Annotated in this window: 15 protein-coding genes; 8 read left to right on the top strand and 7 right to left on the bottom strand. The window is 65.8% G+C overall.

Annotated elements, in window-relative coordinates; genetic code table 11:
* The first annotated feature begins 91 nt into the window (after positions 1–91).
* The 7 genes from CK222_RS00560 to CK222_RS00530 all read left to right on the top strand — a co-directional run bounded on the left by CK222_RS00560 (position 92) and on the right by CK222_RS00530 (position 12,421).
* Positions 92–2,647, top strand: coding sequence for a PAS domain-containing sensor histidine kinase (locus tag CK222_RS00560; protein ID WP_067324664.1), 2,556 nt, complete (start codon positions 92–94; stop codon positions 2,645–2,647).
* A gap of 6 nt (positions 2,648–2,653) precedes the next feature.
* Complete coding sequence (tsaE, locus tag CK222_RS00555; protein WP_095799050.1) at positions 2,654–4,165, top strand: tRNA (adenosine(37)-N6)-threonylcarbamoyltransferase complex ATPase subunit type 1 TsaE; 1,512 nt, start codon at positions 2,654–2,656, stop codon at positions 4,163–4,165.
* Positions 4,162–4,923: a nucleotidyltransferase family protein gene (locus CK222_RS00550; protein WP_095799049.1), complete on the top strand. Its 762-nt coding sequence runs from the start codon at positions 4,162–4,164 to the stop codon at positions 4,921–4,923. The genes tsaE and CK222_RS00550 overlap by 4 nt, the downstream gene beginning before the upstream one ends.
* A gap of 60 nt (positions 4,924–4,983) precedes the next feature.
* Positions 4,984–8,103 carry a double-strand break repair protein AddB gene (addB, locus tag CK222_RS00545; RefSeq protein WP_095799048.1) on the top strand — a complete coding sequence of 1,040 codons (3,120 nt, stop codon included), beginning with the start codon at positions 4,984–4,986 and terminating at the stop codon, positions 8,101–8,103.
* Positions 8,100–11,612, top strand: a complete 3,513-nt coding sequence (addA, locus tag CK222_RS00540) for a double-strand break repair helicase AddA (RefSeq protein WP_095799047.1) — start codon at positions 8,100–8,102, stop codon at positions 11,610–11,612. The genes addB and addA overlap by 4 nt, the downstream gene beginning before the upstream one ends.
* A 74-nt stretch (positions 11,613–11,686) precedes the next feature.
* A complete protein-coding gene (gene trxA, locus CK222_RS00535; protein ID WP_041000044.1) occupies positions 11,687–12,010 on the top strand; it encodes a thioredoxin in 324 nt (107 codons plus the stop codon).
* Between the two features lie 129 nt (positions 12,011–12,139).
* Positions 12,140–12,421, top strand: coding sequence for a cupin domain-containing protein (locus CK222_RS00530; protein WP_067002933.1), 282 nt, complete (start codon positions 12,140–12,142; stop codon positions 12,419–12,421).
* A gap of 18 nt (positions 12,422–12,439) precedes the next feature.
* Here the strand turns inward: CK222_RS00530 and CK222_RS00525 are convergent, their stop codons facing one another.
* From CK222_RS00525 to CK222_RS00500, 6 genes are all read right to left on the bottom strand, one after another.
* Complete coding sequence (locus CK222_RS00525; RefSeq protein WP_095799046.1) at positions 12,440–12,859, bottom strand: VOC family protein; 420 nt, start codon at positions 12,857–12,859, stop codon at positions 12,440–12,442.
* A 29-nt stretch (positions 12,860–12,888) separates the two neighbouring features.
* Positions 12,889–14,214, bottom strand: coding sequence for a folylpolyglutamate synthase/dihydrofolate synthase family protein (locus tag CK222_RS00520; protein ID WP_095799045.1), 1,326 nt, complete (start codon positions 14,212–14,214; stop codon positions 12,889–12,891).
* 215 nt (positions 14,215–14,429) lie between these two features.
* Entirely contained in the window at positions 14,430–15,356 is a 927-nt protein-coding gene (gene accD / locus CK222_RS00515; protein ID WP_095799044.1) for an acetyl-CoA carboxylase, carboxyltransferase subunit beta, read from the bottom strand.
* A 97-nt stretch (positions 15,357–15,453) separates the two neighbouring features.
* Complete coding sequence (gene trpA, locus CK222_RS00510) at positions 15,454–16,293, bottom strand: tryptophan synthase subunit alpha (protein WP_067002941.1); 840 nt, start codon at positions 16,291–16,293, stop codon at positions 15,454–15,456.
* 2 nt (positions 16,294–16,295) lie between these two features.
* A complete protein-coding gene (gene trpB, locus CK222_RS00505; protein ID WP_095799043.1) occupies positions 16,296–17,546 on the bottom strand; it encodes a tryptophan synthase subunit beta in 1,251 nt (416 codons plus the stop codon).
* A 91-nt stretch (positions 17,547–17,637) separates the two neighbouring features.
* Entirely contained in the window at positions 17,638–18,297 is a 660-nt protein-coding gene (locus CK222_RS00500) for a phosphoribosylanthranilate isomerase (RefSeq protein ID WP_095799042.1), read from the bottom strand.
* Between the two features lie 110 nt (positions 18,298–18,407).
* Between CK222_RS00500 and CK222_RS00495 the strand changes: the two genes are divergently transcribed.
* A complete protein-coding gene (locus tag CK222_RS00495) occupies positions 18,408–18,626 on the top strand; it encodes a hypothetical protein (RefSeq protein WP_067002948.1) in 219 nt (72 codons plus the stop codon).
* 44 nt (positions 18,627–18,670) lie between these two features.
* On the opposite strand, the gene CK222_RS00490 is transcribed toward CK222_RS00495, so the two are convergent.
* Entirely contained in the window at positions 18,671–19,429 is a 759-nt protein-coding gene (locus CK222_RS00490; RefSeq protein WP_067002950.1) for a M48 family metallopeptidase, read from the bottom strand.
* Between the last annotated feature and the right edge of the window lie 91 nt (positions 19,430–19,520).

The following is a 19,520-nucleotide window of genomic DNA, read 5'->3' as shown; positions in this document are numbered from 1 at the left end:
GCGTTATTGTTGTGATTCGCGGTCCGGGGACAGTTGGGCCGGGGACGCATTCAGGGCGGTCTTGCATTCAAGCGGCGAAGAGGACCAAGACATGCCGGGGGATAACCCGCCACGCGCGGGAAAGGCCGTTTCCGGCGGCCACGAGGATTCGATCACGACCGGCTCCGCCGCGGCGGGCGGAGCTCTCTCATGGCGTGCCGGCGCCCGTCTCGGCACGCTCCTTGCCACCGCCATGTCTGCCGCCCCATTGCTTAGCATTGCGGCGCATGCCGATACCGGCGTGGCCGCGGCGGTCAGCACGGTCGAGGTGATGCAACTTGCGATGTTTGCCGGCGTCATGGGGGCAGCCCTTGTCTCGGCCATCTTCCTGATCCGCGAGCGGGCACGGACGGCGTCGCAAAATGTCCAGCTCAGGGCGCGAATCGCCGACGTCAACGCGGCCCTGCAGCGCTCCGAGGCGCTGCTCAATTTGCGCGACCAGCGCGTCGTCGTGTGGAGTTCCGAGATCAAGAAACCGGAGCTGATCGGCAGCCTGCCGCTCGAAAGCGGCGCACCGGACGAGCGGTCCGCCTTCCTCGCTTTCGGCCGCTGGCTGATGCCGCGCTCCGCCGCGGCGCTCGAGAACGCCATAGCGGCGCTGCGCGACCAAGCGAAGACTTTCGACCTCGTCATCGAAACGCAGGCGGGCATGCCGCTGGAGGTGCATGGCCGCAAGAGCGCCGCGCATGTCTTGGTCCGCTTCATATCGCTGTCGGAAACGCTGCGCAGCCAGGCCCGGCTGAAGGTCGAGAATCAGCGGCTCAGCGCCGACTACGATACCATGCTCGGCCTGCTCGACGCGCTGAAGATGCCGACATGGCTGCGGGCGGCCGACGGGCGGCTGAAATGGGTCAACCGCGCCTATGCCGAGGCGGTCGAAGCGGAAAGCGCGGAGGCCGCCGTGCGCGAAGCCAAGGAGTTCCTCGGCGGACAGGCGCGCGAGCAGATTGCCGAACAGCACAAGTCGCGCCCCGTCTTCGAGCAGACATTGTCGACGGTCATCGAGGGTGATCGCCACATGTTTTCGGTCACCGACTTTGCGAGCGCCGACGGCTCGGCGGGGCTCGCCTGCGACATCAGCGCCATCGAGACGATCCGCGCCGAATATGAGCGCACCGTGCGCAGCCATGCCGACACGCTCGACCAGCTCAACACGGCTGTGGCGATCTTCGATACGGATGAAAACCTGCGCTTTTTCAACCAGGCATTCCAGAAACTGTGGGGCCTGGACGGCGGCTTCCTGCACAGTGCCCCCTCCAACGCGCTGCTGCTCGACCGGCTGCGCAGCGAAGGCAAGATCGCCGAACAGCCGGAATGGCGGCGCTGGAAGGAGAACCTGCTCGGCGCCTATCGCGCCGTCGAATCGCAGGAGCATTGGTGGCACCTGCCGGACGGCAAGACGATCCGCGTGGTGGCCAACCCGCAGCCCAAGGGCGGCGTCACCTGGGTGTTCGAGAATCTGACCGAGAAGATGGACCTCGAAAGCCGCTACCAGACCGCCGTGCGTGTGCAAGGCGAGACGCTGGACAATCTGGCGGAGGGCGTGGCGGTGTTCGGCCCGGACGGACGGCTGCGCCTGTCCAACCCCGCCTTTATCGCGCTGTGGGGGCTGGCGCCGGACGCGATCAAGGCTAACGTGCATGTCTCGGCGATCCGCGATCTTTGCGACCAACGCGCGGCAGACAGTCCGTGGGGCGGCTTCGTCGCCGCCATCACCGGCTTCGACGACGAACGCCGCGACCGCCACGGCCAGGCGGAACTCGTCAACGGCACGGTGCTGAGCTATGCCGTGATCCACCTGCCCAACGGGCAAGTGATGATGACCTTTGTCGACGTCACCGACACCGTCAATGTCGAGCGGGCGCTGAAGGACAGGAACGAGGCGCTGGAGAAGTCAGACCAGTTGAAGAACGAGTTCGTGCAGCACGTCTCCTACGAACTGCGCTCGCCGCTGACCAACATCATCGGCTTCACCGAACTGCTGTCGCTGCCGACGACGGGACCGCTGACGCCGAAGCAGCGCGAATATGTCGAGCATGTCGGCTCGTCGTCCTCGGTCCTGCTCACCATCGTCAACGACATACTGGATCTCGCGACGGTCGATGCCGGCATCATGCAGCTCGACATTTCCGAGATGAGCATCGACAGGACGATCGCTGCGGCCGCCGAGCTGGTCGCGGACCGGCTGGAGGAGCATCAGATCAAGCTCAAGGTCGACGCTGCATCGGCGCCGAAGAGCTTCCACGGCGACGAGATCCGGGTCCGCCAGATCCTCTACAATCTCTTGAGCAATGCCGCAAATTATGCGCCAGCGGCGAGCACGATCACGCTCGCTTGCCGTCAAATGGCAGACGGCGTCGAATTCTCGGTGCATGACGACGGGCCGGGCATGCCGCCGGACGTGCTGGAATCGGTCTTCCGACGCTTCGAGCCGCGCGCCAATGGCGGCCGCCGACGCGGCGCCGGGTTGGGACTGTCGATCGTCAAGAGCTTCGTCGAATTGCACGGCGGAACGGTGCGTATAGAGACCGGAGCGGACAAGGGCACGACCGTGATCTGCACCTTCCCGGAGACGCCCTCCGGCGGCATCCGCGAAGCGGCCGAGTAACGCGCTTTGGCAGAAACGGTGTTGGAACGATTTCTCGCCGACGAGGCGGCGACCGCGAGGCTTGGCGAAGACCTTGCCATGGCGCTGCGGGCTGGCGACGCAATTGCGCTGAAAGGCGATCTCGGCGCCGGCAAGTCGACGCTCGCCCGCGCGCTCATCCGGGCGCTTGCCGACGACGCCGGCCTCGAAGTGCCGAGCCCGACCTTCACGCTGGTGCAGAGCTACGAGACGCGGATACCCGTGCACCATTTCGACCTCTACCGCCTGTCCTCGCCGGACGAGCTCGACGAGCTCGGCCTCGACGACGCGCTGGCGCAGGGCGCGGCACTGATCGAATGGCCGGACCGAGCCGGCGACCAGCTGCCGGCAAATGCGCTCCAGGTCGAGCTTATCGAGCAGGGCGCGGGCCGGTCGGCAAGGATCTCCGGACAGGGAGCCGCCTTCGAGCGCGCGGCGCGCTCGCTGGCGATGCGTGATTTCCTGGCCTCGGCCGGCTGGGGCGAAGCGAGCCGCCGTCATTTCGTCGGCGACGCGTCCGCCCGTTCCTACGAGATCGCCTCGCTTCCCGGCGGGGCGCCGCGGGTGCTGATGAACTCGCCGCGCCTGGTGCTCGGACCGCCGGTGCGCGACGGCAAGCCTTACGCCGTGATCGCTCACACCGCACAGTCGGTCGCCGCCTTCGTCGCCATCGACCGGGCGCTTCTCGCCGCCGGCGTCAGCGTGCCGCTTATCCATGCGCAGGACCTCGATCAGGGCTTTCTGCTGCTCGAACATCTCGGCTCGGAAGGATTTTTGGGCGGCGACGGCCAGCCGATCGTCGAGCGCTATGAGGCAGCGGCGGAGCTGCTCGCCATGATGCATGGCAAGGCCTGGCCGGACCGCATGGAGGCCGCGCCGGGCGTATACCACGGCGTTCCGCCCTTTGACCGCGAGGCGATGCTGATCGAGGCCGACCTTCTGGTCGATTGGTATGTGCCGATGGTCACCGGCGAGCCGGCAAGCGATGCATTGCGGGCCGGCTATCATAACGCATGGAATGCGGTGCTCGACCGGCTCAAGGGCCAGGAATACACGCTGATGCTGCGCGACTTCCATTCGCCCAACATCATCTGGCGGGCAGAGCGTTCCGGCCTCGATCGGCTCGGCATCGTCGACGTGCAGGACGCACTGATCGGCCCGGCGGCTTACGACGTCGCCTCTTTGGCCATGGATGCGCGTGTCACCGTCTCGACCGAGATCGAGCGGCGGACGGTCGAAGCCTATGTCGCGGCGCGGCGTTCGGCCGGCGCCTTCGACGAAGCCGGCTTCGCCGAGGCCTATGCGATCATGGCGGCGCAGCGCAATTCGAAGATCCTGGGCATCTTCGTGCGGCTCGAAAAGCGCGACGGCAAGCCCTACTATCTGAAGCACCTGCCGCGCATTCGCGACTATCTGAGGCGGGCGCTGGCGCACCCGGCGCTTGCCGGCCTGAAGGAATTTTACATGGCCCACGGCCTGCTCGAGGAGCGCTCGCCATGAAGCCGAAGACCGCGATGGTGCTTGCGGCCGGTCTCGGCAAGCGCATGCGGCCGATCACCGACACGATGCCGAAGCCGCTGGTGAAGATCGCCGGCAAGGCCTTGCTCGACTGGGGGTTGGACAGCCTGGAAGCCGCCGGCGTCGCCAGCGCCGTCGTCAACGTTCACTACCTGCCGGAGCAGATCATCGCCCATGTCGCCGGCCGCCGGGCGCCGAAGATCGACATTTCCGACGAGCGCGCGGGCCTGCTGGACTCGGCCGGCGGCATCGTCAAGGCGCTGCCGTTCCTGGGGGGCGAGCCTTTCTACATCATCAATGCCGATACGTTCTGGATCGACAGCGGCGAGCCCAGCCTCGAGCGCCTCGCCCTTGCATGGGACGCCGCTAGAATGGATATTCTGCTGATGCTCACCGATCTCGACTCAGCGATCGGACACTGCGTCGGCACCGACTTCCTCGTGGCGCCGGACGGCGCGCTGCACCGGTCCAAAGGCGACCCTGCCGGCTTGATCTATGCCGGTGCCGCGATCATCCATCCGCGCATCTTCAAGGATGCGCCCGAAGGCCCGCATTCGATCAACGCCTATTTCGACAAGGCAATCGCCGCCGGCCGCCTGTTCGGCATGAAGATGAGAGGCCGCTGGATCACCGTCGGGACGCCGGATGCCATTCCGGCGGCCGAAGCGGCGGTCACCGGCGCGCCCGCGACCGCATCGGCCCAAAAATCGGGTCCGATTTTTGGAAAGCACGATGCGTAGACTCAAAGAGTTAGATCGTCGTTTGTGCGCCCAAACGGGCGCACAAAGATCTAATGCGGTATGAGCGGCTCGCGCCGCGTCTTTTCCATCCCGTCCGGAGCGCCGTTCCTGCCGACGCTGGCGGAGGCGTTGCTCGAAGGCCGCCTGATCCCAACCTTCCGCTTCGACGGCGAGCCGCTGGCGCTGGCTGACGCGACTATCTATGTGCCGACGCGGCGCGCGGCGCGCGCCCTGCGCGGCGCCTTCGTCGACATGCTCGGCAGACGCTCGGCCATCTTGCCGACGGTGCGGCCGCTCGGCGAGTTCGACGAGGACGAGGCCGCCTTTGACGCCGAGGCGGCACCGGCAATAGACCTCGCACCGCCGATCGCCGCGCAGGAAAGGCTGCTGTTGCTGGCGCCGCTGGTGCGCGCCTGGAAGGAAAGCCTGCCGGCGCACGTCAGGGCGCGCTTCAACGAGGAGTTCGTTGTGCCGACCTCGGCCGCCGACGCCATTTGGCTTTCGCGCGACCTTGCCCGGCTGATGGACGAGATCGAGACCGAGGGAACGGATTGGGCGAAGCTCGCCACGCTGGTCACCGGCAACCTTGCGGGCTGGTGGCAGGTGACGCTCGATTTCCTCGGCATCGTCACCGACAACTGGCCGGAGTTGCTCAAAGAGCGTGACCGCTCTAATCCGGCCGCGCACCGCAGCGCGCTGATCCGGCTGGAAGCGGCGCGGCTGAAGCGCAGTCCGCCGACCGGACCGGTGATCGCCGCCGGTTCGACCGGCTCCATTCCAGCCACGGCCGAGTTGCTTGCCGTGATCGCCGGCTTGCCGAACGGCGCCGTCGTGCTGCCCGGGCTCGACCGTGAGCTCGACGACGCGTCCTTCGCGGCGATAACCGCGCCCGGCGCGCGGCCGGCAACACTTGGTCACCCACAATACGGTCTCGCCAAGCTGATCGGCAGCATTGGCATTGAGCGCCGCGATGTCGAGGAGATCGGCGCTGCATCACGACCGCTCGCATTACGCGCCGCCCTTGTCGGCGAGGCGCTGCGGCCGGCCGAGACCACCGAGCTTTGGACGGAGTCGCGGCCGCGTTTCTCGGTCAATGATGTCGAGCAGGCGCTGGCCGGCGTGACGCTGGTCGAGGCTGCAAATGAGCGCGACGAGGCGGCAGCGATTGCCATTGCGCTTAAGCGCGCAGTGGAAATGCCGGGCAAGCGCGCGGCACTCGTCACCGGCGACCGCGCCCTGGCGCGACGCGTCTCGGCCGAGCTGCTACGCTTCGGCGTCGTCGCTGACGATTCCGGCGGCACGCCGCTAGCCAACACGCCGGCCGCCAGCCTGCTCAGGCTGGCGCTAGGCGCAGCATTCCGGCCAGGCGATCCGGTGGGTCTATTGTCGCTGCTCAAGCATCCGCTGCTTGGCCTCGGTCTCGAACGCCAGAGCGTGCGCAAGGCTGCCGAGCTGATCGAGCTGGTGGCGCTGCGCGGCGGCACCGGCCGGCCGGACGTCGCTTCCCTCGACGCGCTTTTCGAGACGCGGCTCGCGGGCCTTGGCGGCGACAGCCGTCAGCCCTTCTGGTTCCAGCGCCTCACGGTACGCGGTATCGAAGAGGCGCGGGCAGTGCTCAATCGCCTCACCGATGCGCTATCCCCGCTCACTGCGATGCGCGGCGAGAAGGATGCCGATATCGCGACATTGACGCGGGCGAGCGTCGTGGCGTTAGAAGGTCTCGGCCGCGCGGCCGATGACAGCCTGACCAGCCTCTATGCCGGCGACGCCGGCGAGAAGCTCGCCGAGCTTCTGCGCGGGCTGGTTGCCGTGTCATCGCCGTTTATGATCGGTGCGGGCGAATGGCCCGACGTGATGGAGGCGCTGATCGCGCCGGAAACGGTCAAGCCGGCGCAAGGCACCGACCGCAACATCGCCATCTGGGGAGCGCTGGAAGCTCGCCTGCAAAGCGTCGACACGCTGGTCATCGGCGGCCTCAATGAAGGGGTCTGGCCGCGCAAGCCCGAGAGCGACCGGTTCATGTCGCGGCTGATGAAGACCGGCATCGATCTCGAGCCGCCGGAGCGGCGCATCGGCCTTGCCGCGCATGATTTCCAGATTGCGATGGGTACTGAAACGGTGGTGCTGACGCGCTCGGCCCGATCCGGCGACGCGCCGGCGGTGCCGTCGCGCTGGTTGCAGCGCATCGTCACCTTCATCGGCAAGGACCAGGCGACGGCAGTTCGCCGGCGCGGCGACGCGCTGCTTGTCTGGGCGCGCGCGCTCGATGCCGGCGACAGGAAGGATTTCGCGTCCCGCCCACAGCCGAAGCCGCCGCTGCACCTGCGGCCACAGCATTTCTCGGTCACCGAGATCGAGACACTGCGCCGCGACCCCTATGCGATCTATGCCAGGCGGATTCTCGGCCTGATGCCGCTCGACCCGGTGATCCGCGACCCCGGTGCTGCCGAACGCGGCACGCTGTTCCACGAAATCCTGCATTTGTTTTCGCGAAGGGTGGAAGATCCGAGGGCGCCGGGCGCGCTGGCAGCCCTCATCGAGGCCGGTCGCGCGTGCTTTGCCGACGCGGCACTTCCGCCCGATATCGAGGCGGTGTGGTGGCCGCGCTTCGAAAAGCTCGCGGAAAACATCATCGAATGGGAGCATACCCGCGCCGACGCCGTCGCCCGGCGCTATGCCGAGGAACGCGCCGAAAAGACCGTTGTCGGCCGCACCGGCATCACGCTTTCGGGCTATGCCGACCGGGTCGACCTTCTCGCAGTCGGCATGGCCGACATCCTCGACTACAAGACCGGTTCCTCGCCTTCGAAGGCGCAGGCGCATACGCTTCTGTCGCCGCAGCTGGCACTCGAGGGCGCGCTTCTTCGGCGGGGCGCCTTCAAGGAGCTCGGCATCTGCGAGCCCTCGCAGCTTGCCTTCGTGCGGCTGAAGCCGAACGGCGAGGTGTTCGAGGAATCGATCCTCGAATACAACCGCAAGCCGAAGACCGCCAACGAGCTTGCCGAGGAAGCGTGGGCGCGGCTGGAAAGGCTGCTGTTCCACTATGCTGACCCGACCACCGGCTATCTGTCACGCGCGCTGCCGTTCCGCGAAGGCGAGGCCGATGGCGACTACGACCATCTGGCGCGCGTGCTGGAATGGTCGGCCGGCGGCGCAACCGAGGACGAGGCGGAAGGATGAGATATCCGATCCCCTCCGACACCGCCGCCAGCCAGGCGCGCGCTTCCGATCCGCAAAATTCCGCCTGGGTCTCGGCCAATGCCGGCTCGGGCAAGACCCATGTGCTGGCGCAACGCGTCATCCGGCTTCTGCTCAACGGCACCGATCCGTCGAAGATCCTGTGCCTGACCTACACGCGCGCCGCCGCCGCCAACATGTCGAACCGCGTGTTCTCGACGTTGTCGGAGTGGACGGCGCTTCCAGACGCCGAGCTTGCGACACGGATCGCGGCGCTCGACGGGCGGGCGGCCGACCGCGATACGATGCGGCGCGCGCGCCGATTGTTTGCCGAGGCGCTGGAAACGCCGGGCGGCCTGAAAATTCAGACCATCCACGCCTTCTGCGAATCGGTGCTGCATCAGTTCCCGCTGGAAGCCAACATCCCGGCGCATTTCGAGATGCTCGACCCGCAGATGGAGGCCTCGCTTTTCGCGGATGCGCGACGCGACATGATCTCGGGTGCCGGCACCGGTGTCGAAGGCCTGGCGGAAGCCTTTGCCACGGTGCTGGAGCGCGGCGGCGAGTTCGGGCTCGACATGCTGCTCTCCGAGATCGTCGGCAAGCGCGACGAACTGCGCGCCTTTATCGAAAAGCTGGGCAAGGACCGGGACTTCCGGCTGCTGTTCGCCGAATTCGGCTTCAACCCCGGCCAGACGGCAGCCGGCATTGCCGCTTCGGTCTGGCCGCTGCCGGGCTTTGCGCCGAGCCAGTTCGCTGAATTCGGGCGCGCCGCCGAAGCCGCCGACGCGCGGCAGGTGCTGAACAACGTGCTGCCCTATGCGCAGACCGCTTTTGCCGAAGCCGATCCGATCAGGCGACTGCGACTGCTCGCCAAGGCATTTCTGCGCTCCGATGGCGACCCTTACGATCCACCGAAAATCTTCAAGAAAGCGCTGGTGGACAGGCTGCCCGACCTGCCCGAGCGCTATCTCGCGGCGGCCAAGGCGATCCTCGATGTATCGGACCGGCTGGGGCTGTTCCGCATGCTCGAAGGCACGGCCGCCGCGCTCACCGTCGCCGGCTGGCTGATCGCCCGCTACGAGCAGCTGAAGCGAAGCCGCGGTTTCCTCGACTTCAACGATTTGATCACCCGCACGGTCAGCCTGCTGTCGCGGCCCGATGCCGGGCCGTGGGTGCAGTTCAAGCTCGACCAGGGCATCGACCATATCCTGCTCGACGAGGCGCAGGACACCAGTCCCGACCAGTGGGAAGTGGTGAAGAAGCTGACGGAAGAATTCTTCGCCGGGTTCGGCCAGCGAGAGACGGTGCGGCGCTCGGTGTTCGCCGTCGGCGACGAGAAACAGTCGATCTACTCCTTCCAAGGCGCGGCGCCCGATTCCTTTGCCGAAAGCCGGCTTTTGTTTGCCGAGCGGGTGCGCGACGCGGAGGCTTCGTTTGCCGACCTGAAGCTCACCTGGTCGTTCCGCTCGAGCGACGACGTGCTCGCCGCCGTCGACCGCGTCTTCGCCGAGCCAGGCGTGCGACGCGGCATCAGCCACGATCCCGATCCGCTCAGCCACAAGGCGATCCGCACCGATGCGCCGGGCTATGTCGAGGTGTGGCCCTCGATCGGCGCCGAAATGGTCGAAGAGCCCGACGACTGGACCTTGCCGGTCAACCACGCCAGCGCGCCCGCCGTGCGCGTGGCCGAACATGTGGCAACGACGATCCAGAACTGGCTGCGCAACGGCGAGGCCATCGAAGGCAAGGGCCGCAAGCTGACCGCCGGCGACATCCTGGTGCTGGTGCGCAAGCGCGATCGCTTCGTGCACGCGCTGTCGCGCAGCCTCAAGAACCGGCAGATCCCGGTTGCCGGCGCGGACAGGCTGAGCCTTCCCGGCCATATCGCCGTGCAGGACCTGATCGCGCTCGGTCATTTTTTGATTCAGCCGGAGGACGACTTGTCCCTGGCCGCCGTGCTGCGCAGCCCGATCTTCGAGGTTTCCGAGGAGACGTTGCTCACGCTCGCTGGCGAGCGGCCAAAGGGCCAGTCGCTGATCGCCTCGCTCCGGCAGCATGCCGGCGGAGACGAGGTCTTGGCCGCCGTTGTTAGCCGGCTCGATGGCTGGGCGACTGAGGTGGCGTTCAAGCCGGTCTTCGAATTCTATGCCGCCGCGCTTTCGCGTGACGGCCTGCGCCGCAAGATGACGGCCCGGCTCGGGCCGGAAGCCGGCGACATCCTCGACGAGTTCCTGAGTTTCTGCCTGGCCGAGGAACGTACCGGCCTGCCGGGGCTGGAATCCTTCCTCTCGACGCTGGAAAACAGCGGGCCGGAGATCAAGCGCGAGATGGACCAGACCCGCAACGAGGTGCGCGTCATGACCGTGCACGCCGCCAAGGGCCTGGAGGCGCCGGTCGTCTTCCTGGTCGACGGCGGCTCGGCGCCGTTCAGCGACCAGCACCTGCCGCGGCTGATGGCCTTCGAAAGCTCGGGCGCTGATTGGAAGGGCAAGGGCTATCTCTGGCGCTCGGCGAGTGACGTCGCCAACGGCGTTTCGAAAGCGGCCTCGGCGCGGGCGCGCGCGCTTGCCGACGACGAATACCGGCGGCTGCTCTATGTCGGCATGACGCGCGCCGAGGACCGGCTGATCGTCTGCGGCTATCACGGCAAGCGCGCGCCGAGCACCGGCACCTGGCATTCGATTGTCAGCCGGGCACTGCTGGGCGCGCCGGAAAGCGCTGAGCGGCGGCATCCGGCGACACCCGACGTGGCGGTGCATCGCTTCCATATGACCAAGCTGCCGCCGATGGCGCTCAATCAGGCTGAGGAGACGATACCGTTCGATCATGCCGCGCCGCTGCCGGACGGCCTGTTCCGGCCGCTGCCACCCTATGAGGACTTGCCGCGGCCGCTCTCGCCTTCAGGCGCCTCAGCGCTGATCGACGAAGCGACGGAAAGCTTGCCCGACACGCGCTCGCCGGTGCTCGACGCGGAAACCGAACCCGGCTTTGCGGTGATGCGCGGGCTGGCACTGCACAAATTGCTGCAGATGCCGCCCGGCATCGCGGAGGACGAGAGCCGGAGCGCGGCCGAACGCTATCTGGCGCGCGCCGGCGCCGACTGGCCGGCCGAAGAGCGCGACACCGCGCTGGAAGCCGTGCTTTCCATCCTGTTCGACAGAAGCTTCGGGGCGCTGTTCTCTCCGTCCTCGCGGGCGGAAGTCGCCGTCATGGGCAGCCTGGAGGTGAAGGGCAAGCTGCGCTCCATCTCCGGCAAGATCGACCGGCTGGCCGTCACTGCGGAAACGGTCTCGATCGTCGACTACAAGACCAACCGGCCGGCGCCGGCCAGCCTGGCCGAAGTGCCGCCGGCCTATGTCCTGCAGCTTGCGCTCTACCGCGCGCTGCTTCAGCCGCTCTATCCGGGCCGCACGGTGACGGCCGCGCTGCTGTTCACCGAGGCGCCGCGCCTGATCGAGCTGCCGGCAGCGGCCATGGACGGTGCCCTTGCCCGACTCACGGGAGCGTGACACAAGAACTGCTTGAACATCGCCACCACAGCCACCACATTTGGTGCAACCCGAGTTTTCGAAAGGATTTCAGCATGGCCACCGTCAAGGTCGACAAGGGCAATTTCCAGGCCGATGTGCTCAATGCCAAGGAGCCGGTCGTGGTGGATTTCTGGGCCGAGTGGTGCGGTCCGTGCAAGATGATCGCCCCGGCGTTGGAAGACATCGCCAAGGAGCTCGGCTCGAAGGTGAAGGTCGCCAAGCTCAACATCGACGAGAATCCCGAGTTGGCCGCCCAGTACGGCGTGCGCTCGATCCCGACGCTGATGATCTTCAAGGGCGGCGAAGTGGCCGACATGAAGGTGGGTGCGGCACCGAAGACCGCGCTGTCGCACTGGATCAATGGCAGCCTCGCCTGAGCCAATCCGAATATCAGAAAGATCGAGCCCGGCCATCGCGCCGGGCTTTTCCTTGGCGCCATCGCTGACGGCGCTCTGGCCCTGACGCTTCGGGCGGCCATCTCCTTTCCTTAAGAAAAGGAGAGCCCCATGACCGGAACAGCCAAGGCCACAGTTCACGTCGACAATGAGCGCGTGATCGTCACCGAATACCGCTTCGCCCCGGGCGCCAACACCGGCTGGCACCGCCATGGCCACGACTATGTCATCGTGCCGCTGATGGACGGCAAGGTGAAGCTGGTGACCAAGGACGGCGAATCCTTCGCGGAGATGAAGCAAGGCGCGCCCTATTTCCGCCGGGAAGGCGTCGAGCACGATGTCATCAACGCCAATGACGGCGAATACGCCTTTATCGAGATCGAGCTGAAATAACCTTCGAGGCAGGCGCCGCTACCAATCGGCGACGCGATCGCCGCCGATGAATTGCGCGCTTTTGTCCGTGTATTCGAACAGCTCGATCTTCACGCCGTTGGGGTCTTTGATCCAGGCCTGCCAGGTGCCGTCGCAAGCGAGCTTCTTCGCCGTGACCTCGACCTCTTGCGACCGGATATGGGCGATCGCGGCGTCCATGTCTTCCACCTCCAGGCAGAAGTGGTTGATCTGGTTCGCCTCGCTGTAGCGGGCTTCGGCCTTCTCGAACACCTCGACATGGCTGCGGCCGCCGCAATCGAGATAGAAACCGAAGATCTTGCCGTCGCGCAGGAAGTTGAACCGCGTGTCCATGCCGAGCACATCCCGGTAGAAGCCGCGCGTCGCCTCAAGGTCATGCGCGAAGATGCAGACGTGGGCCAGCTGGTTCACCTTGATCACGATTGCTCCTCGCGACTGCCTCGGCGCTATCAGGTCGGCGGCGTGCCGTTCTCGTCCAGCACGGCGCCGGCGAAATATAGCGAGCCGCCGATGAAGATGCGCGGCGCCGGACCGTCCCAGCTGTCGCGCAACAGCATAAGCGCATCGGCGACGGAGTTGACCGGCTCGGCCGACAGGCCGGCCTCGGTGGCGCGCAGCGCGAGCTCGTCATTGGGCACGCCGGCATCGCTCTTGCTCACCGGCACCGTGTAGACATGGCGGGCAAGCCCCTTGAAGGCGCTGAAATAGCCGGTCTGGTCCTTGGTGTTGATCATGCCGGCGATGAGGATCAGCGGGCGCGGGTTCTTTTCCTCCTGCTCGGCCAGCGCTTCGGCGATGACGACGCCGGCGCCCGGATTGTGGCCGCCGTCGAGCCAGATCTCGGCGCCCTTTGGGGAAAGCTCAACCAGCCTGCCCTGCGTCAGCTTTTGCATCCGGGCCGGCCACGCGGTGCTGGTCATCGCTTTTTCGGCAGCCCGATGGCTTATCTCGAAGCCGGCGGCCTTGACCGCGGCGATCGCCGCGGCGGCATTGGCGAACTGATGCCGACCGGGCAGGCGCGGCAGCGGCAGGTCCATCAGACCGTCCTCGTCCTGATAGACCATGCGGCCGTTCTCCTCGAAGGCCAGGAAATCCTGACCGTAGACAACGGTCGGGCAATCCAGCCGCTCGGCGGTCTCGATCAGCACCTCCAGCGCGGTCTCGCTTTCCTGCGCGCCGATCACCACCGGGCAGCCGCGCTTCATGATGCCGGCCTTTTCGGCCGCGATCAGCTCAACGCGGTCGCCGAGATAGGCTTCGTGATCCATCGACACCGGCATGATCACCGAGACGGCAGGCCGCGAAATGACATTGGTGGCATCGAAGCGGCCGCCGAGCCCGACCTCGATGATCGCCGCCTCGGCCGGATGCTCGGAAAACAGGATGAAGGTGACGGCGGTGAGGATCTCGAAAACGGTGATCTTCTGGCCTTGATTGGCCTTGGCGACGCGCGCGATGGCCTCGGCAAAGACATCGTCGTCGACCAGCTTGCCGCCGCCCTCGGCGGCCAGCCGGTAGCGCTCGTGCCAGTTTACCAGGTGCGGCGAGGTGTGCACGTGGACGAGATGACCGGCCGCCTCCAGCAGCGCCCGCGAGAAGGCGGCGCAGGAGCCCTTGCCGTTGGTGCCGGCGATGTGGATGACCGGCGGCAGCCGGTCCTGCGGGTTGCCGAGACGCTCGAGCAGGCGGGCGATGCGGTCCAGCGAAAGGTCGAAACCTTTCGGATGAAGCGTCATCAGATGTTCGATTTCACGATCGGCGGCGAGCGTTGTCATGGCGGAATCCTAGAGCATTTGCGGCGAAAGAACAGGATCGCCTTCAATGCCTTTCGTTCGTGTGCAATTTGGGACGCAAAACCGCTACGCACTCTTGCTGGAATTGCTCTGGCGCATGAGCCCGAACCGGGATCGGTTTTGGAAAGGGATCATGCGCAAACAGCTACTGCGCAGCGCAGCTGGCGCAATCGCGGTGGGCGGCAAACGGTGTCGCGTCAGGCCTGCGGCCGGGCTTCGGCGTTGACGACCGCCGGCGGCAGGATCTCAGGCTCCAATGGCTTCTCGGCCACTGGGGTCTTGAGCAGCATCTTCAACAATCGTGCGATGGTCGGGCGCATCTCCAGACGCGAGACCACCATGTCGACCATGCCGTGTTCCATCAGATATTCGGCGCGCTGGAAGCCGTCGGGGAGCTTCTCGCGGATCGTCTGCTCGATGACGCGCGGGCCGGCGAAGCCGATCAGCGCGCCGGGCTCGGCGATGTGAACGTCGCCCAGCATGGCATAGGACGCGGTCACGCCGCCGGTGGTGGGGTTGGTCAGCACCACGATATAGGGCAGGCCGGCTTCCTTCAGCCGGTCGACGCCGACCGTGGTGCGCGGCAATTGCATCAGCGAGAGGATGCCCTCCTGCATGCGGGCGCCGCCCGAGGCGGCGAACAGGATCAGCGGCCGCCTGCGCTGCAAAGCGACCTCGAAGGCATGGACGATGGCCTCGCCCGCGGCCATGCCGAGCGAGCCGCCCATGAAGGCGAAGTCCTGCACGGTAACCACCACCGGCAGACCTTCGATGGTGCCGACTGCGTTAAGAATCGCGTCCTCGAGACTTGTCTTGGCTTTCGCCTCTTTCAGCCGATCGGTGTAGCGCTTCTCATCGCGGAACTTCAGCGGATCCTGCATGACCTTGGGGTTTTCCAGGGTCTCGTATCTGCCGTCGTCGAAGAAGTATTTCAGCCGCTCCTTGGCCGAGATCTTCATATGGTGGCCGGAAGACGGGATGACGAACTGGTTGGATTCGAGGTCCTTGTGGAAGATCATCTCGCCGGTCTCGGGATCCTTGATCCAGAGATTTTCCGGCATGTCGGTGCGCCGGCCGAGCATCGAATTGATCTTCGGTCGAACGTAGTTGGTGATCCAGTTCATCGCTTCGGCTCCTGTCCCGACGAAGAGACGTCCAGCAATTCCAGGAAAAGTGTGTGGCGGTTTTCCGTCCGGAATTGCGTAAAAACAGATAGTCAGACTATTCGGCGGCAGCAAGGCGGGCCGAGCGGACGCCCTGGGCAAGCCCGCTGACCAGCGTGGCGACCGCTTCGGCCGGATCGGCGGTCTTCTCGCCCTTGGGCCCGAGCACATTGGCGACCGCGTTGACAATCGCCGTGCCGACGACGACGCCGTCGGCGGAGGCGCCGATGGTACGCGCCTGCTCGGCGGTCTTGACGCCGAAGCCGACGCAGACCGGCAGCGCGGTGTGACCCTTGATGCGTTTGACCGCCGCCGACACCTTGGCAGTGTCGGCCAAGGCCGAGCCGGTGATGCCCGTCATCGACACGTAGTAGACGAAGCCGGAGGTGTTCTCGAGCACCTTCGGCAGGCGCTTGTCGTCGGTGGTCGGCGTCGCCAGGCGGATGAAATTGATGCCCGCCTTCAGCGCCGGAACGCAGAGCTCCTCGTCCATTTCCGGCGGCAGGTCGACAACGATCAGGCCGTCGATGCCGCTCGCCTTGGCGTCAGCCAGGAAACGATCGACGCCGTAAATGTAGATCGGGTTGTAGTAGCCCATCAGCACGATCGGCGTTTCGTCGTCGCCGGCGCGGAATTCGGACGCCATCTTCAGCGTCTTGACCAGCGTCTGGCCGCCTTTCAGCGCCCTGAGACCCGCCGCCTGAATGGCCGGGCCGTCAGCCATCGGATCGGAGAACGGCATGCCGAGCTCGATGACATCGCTGCCGGCGCCGGGAAGCGCCTTCATGATAGCCAAAGATGTCTCGTAGTCGGGATCGCCGCCCATGAAATAGGTGACCAAAGCCGGACGGCCCTCGGATTTGAGCTTCGCCATGCGGCGGTCGATGCGGGTCGTCATTGTCAGATCTCCATGCCCAGCATCTTGGCCACCGTGTGCACGTCCTTGTCGCCGCGGCCGGACAGGTTGACGATGACGATCTGGTCCTTGTCCATTTTCGGCACGATCTTCATCGCATGCGCGATGGCGTGCGCCGATTCCAGCGCCGGGATGATGCCTTCGACCCGGGTCGTCAGTTGGAAGGCCTCCAGCGCCTCGTCGTCGAGGATCGGCTCATATTCGACGCGGCCCGAATCGCGCAGCCAGGCATGCTCGGGCCCGACGCCCGGATAATCGAGACCGGCCGAGATCGAATGGCCGTCGAGAATCTGGCCGTCCGCATTCTGCAAGAGGTAGGTGCGGTTGCCGTGCAGCACGCCCGGCGCGCCGGCATTCATCGAGGCGCAGTGCTCGACGCCGTCGAGGCCGCGACCGCCGGCCTCGATGCCGATGATGCGCACATCCTTGTCGTCGAGGAACGGGTGGAACAGGCCAATGGCGTTGGAGCCGCCGCCGACGGCGGCGATGATGACGTCGGGCAGCCGGCCTTCCTGCTCCAGCACCTGGGCGCGCGCTTCCGTGCCGATCACCGACTGGAAGTCGCGCACCAGCTCCGGATAGGGATGCGGGCCGGCGGCGGTGCCGATCAGGTAATAGGTGTCCTCGACATTGGTGACCCAGTCACGCAGCGCCTCGTTCATGGCGTCCTTCAGCGTGCCGTGGCCGGCGGTGACCGGGCGAACCTCGGCGCCGAGCAGCTTCATGCGAAAGACGTTCGGGCTCTGGCGGGCGACGTCGGTTGCACCCATGTAAACCACGCAAGGATAGCCGAAGCGCGCAGCGACCGTGGCGGAAGCGACACCATGCTGGCCGGCACCGGTCTCGGCAATGATGCGCTTCTTGCCCATGCGCTTGGCGAGCAGGATCTGGCCAAGGCAATTGTTGATCTTGTGCGAGCCGGTGTGGTTCAGGTCCTCGCGCTTGAAATAGACCTTGGCGCCGCCCCCGAGGCCCTTCGCCGAGGAAACCTCCCGAAGATGCCTTGTCAGGCCTTCGGCGAAATAGAGCTTGGACGGTCTACCGGCATAATGGGTCGAAAGGTTCTCCAGCTCCGCCTTGAACTCCGGATCATTCTTAGCCTTGTTCCACTGCTCTTCGAGATCGAGGATCAGCGGCATCAGCGTCTCGGCGACGAAGCGGCCGCCGAAAATGCCGAACATGCCCTGCTCGTCGGGCCCGGTGCGGAAGGAATTGGGCATAGCCGGCCTGTTCATCGCCGATCTCCTGAGTCTTTGCTTCTGAGCACGTCCTTATCGGAAAACCGGTTCCCACTTTTCCGGGACATGCTCGGGTTTGAAAACTTCCTCAGGCGGCGCGGTCGTCGCGCGCGGCCCTGACGGCCCGGAAAAACTGCTCGATCAGCGCCGGTTCCTTGACGCCCGGAGCGCTCTCCACGCCGGAGGAGATGTCTATCCCGGGCGGATTGGCCAGTCTGAGGGCATCGCCGACATTGGCGGCGTTGAGCCCTCCGGAAAGCATGTAATCGAGGCCGGCGTCAAGGCCGGCAAGGATGCGCCAGTCGAAGGCGACGCCATTGCCGCCAGGCAATTGCGATCCCTTGGGCGGCTTGGCGTCGAACATCAAGCGGTCGGCAACGCCGACATAGGGCTTTATCCGCTCGAGATCCGCGGCTTCGCTGACCGACAGCACCTTCATCACCGGCAGGCCGTAGCGGGTCTTGAGCTCGGCCACCTGCACCGGCGTTTCGGAACCATGCAGTTGCAGCATATCCGGCTGCATCCTCGCGACAATATCGTCGAGAAGGGCATCATCCGCATCCACGGTGACGGCAACCGCCTTGGCCTTTCCGATGGCCGCCTGGCGCAGACGGCCGGCCTCGGCCGAATGGACGAAGCGCGGGCTTTTGGCAAAGAAGATGAAGCCGACATGGCTGGCCCCGCCGGCGAGCGCGGCGGCCATCGCGGCGTCGGTCTTCAATCCGCAGATCTTGATGTCGAGCGTCATGGCGCGGGATTGGCACGAAAAGCCGCAAGAGTCGAGAAAAAGCATGCCGTTGCCGGGCCGGCGGAAAGCGCTACCTTTCGAATAGGGACACAGGCGGGAGCAGGAAGATCATGACCGACAAGACCGTCGCCGAACTCAGACAGAAGATCGCGCAGGCGCGCGAGGTGATCGCGCATCTGATGGACAAGTCCGCTTTCAACGGCGCCGAGGCGCACCGGGCGCTCGACTATTTCGGCAGCGACGCGTTCGACCGGAATTTTTTGCCGTGGCCGCATGCGAGTGAGGAAGGGCTGCGGCCGGAGGAACTCAACGCGGCGAATGACGATTGAGCGGCTGCGGTGGGCCGCCAGCTATACGGGTGCCAGGGCGACGCCTACTCAAACACGATCGCCTGCAGCGCGCCGCCGTTGCGCTTCAGCCAGTCCTTGCAGCGATCGGTGTCGGGGCAGAGCTTTTCGCACAGCTTCCAGAATTTCGGTCCGTGGTTCATCTCTTTCAGATGCGCGACCTCATGCGCCACCAGGTAATTGATGACCGGCGGCGGCGCCATCATGATGCGCCACGAGAAGGACAGATTGCCCTCCGAGGTGCATGACCCCCAGCGGCTGGAGGTATCCTTGTAGCGGATCGCCTTGGCGCGCTTGCCGATCGCCTCGGTGTGCTTGACCACCAGCTTCTCGATCTCGCGCTTGGCCTCGCGTTTCAGATAATCGGCGATGCGGCGCGGCAGGTGGACACGCTCGCCATGGATGATGAGCAGCGGGCCGCGCTCGTCGCGCGCGATGGTGACGGTGCCGCGTTTCGCCGGCTCATGGACGATGCGGTGCGGCACGCCGCGGATCGGGATCTTGATGCCGGGCCGCACCTGCGGGCGCATCGGCACCTTGGCCAGGCGCTGCTCCAGCCAGTCCTGATGGCGGTCGAGGAACTTCTCCACCTCGCCGCGGCGCAAGCCGGGCGGCACGGTTATGCGCAGCCCCTGGCCGCCGGAATCGATACGCAGCGTCAACCGCCGGGCCCTCGCGCTCTCGACGATTTTGAGCGGCAGGGTGCGGCCGGCGACGCAATGCTCGCGCTCCACGACGGGCTTGGGTTCTGGCTTGGTCAGATTGCGAAAGAAGCCGAGGGTCATGGCCGGACGATACGCGATTCGAGAAAAACGACCAGTAGAGTGAGGCTACATGGAGAACAAAAAAGAAACGGCGCCGCTCGCGCGACGCCGC

The organism is Mesorhizobium sp. WSM3866 (genome assembly GCF_002294795.1).
Taxonomy (GTDB): domain Bacteria; phylum Pseudomonadota; class Alphaproteobacteria; order Rhizobiales; family Rhizobiaceae; genus Mesorhizobium.
The sequence above is the reverse complement of the archived record's forward strand: the minus strand, read 5'-3'. Positions and strand labels throughout refer to the sequence as shown.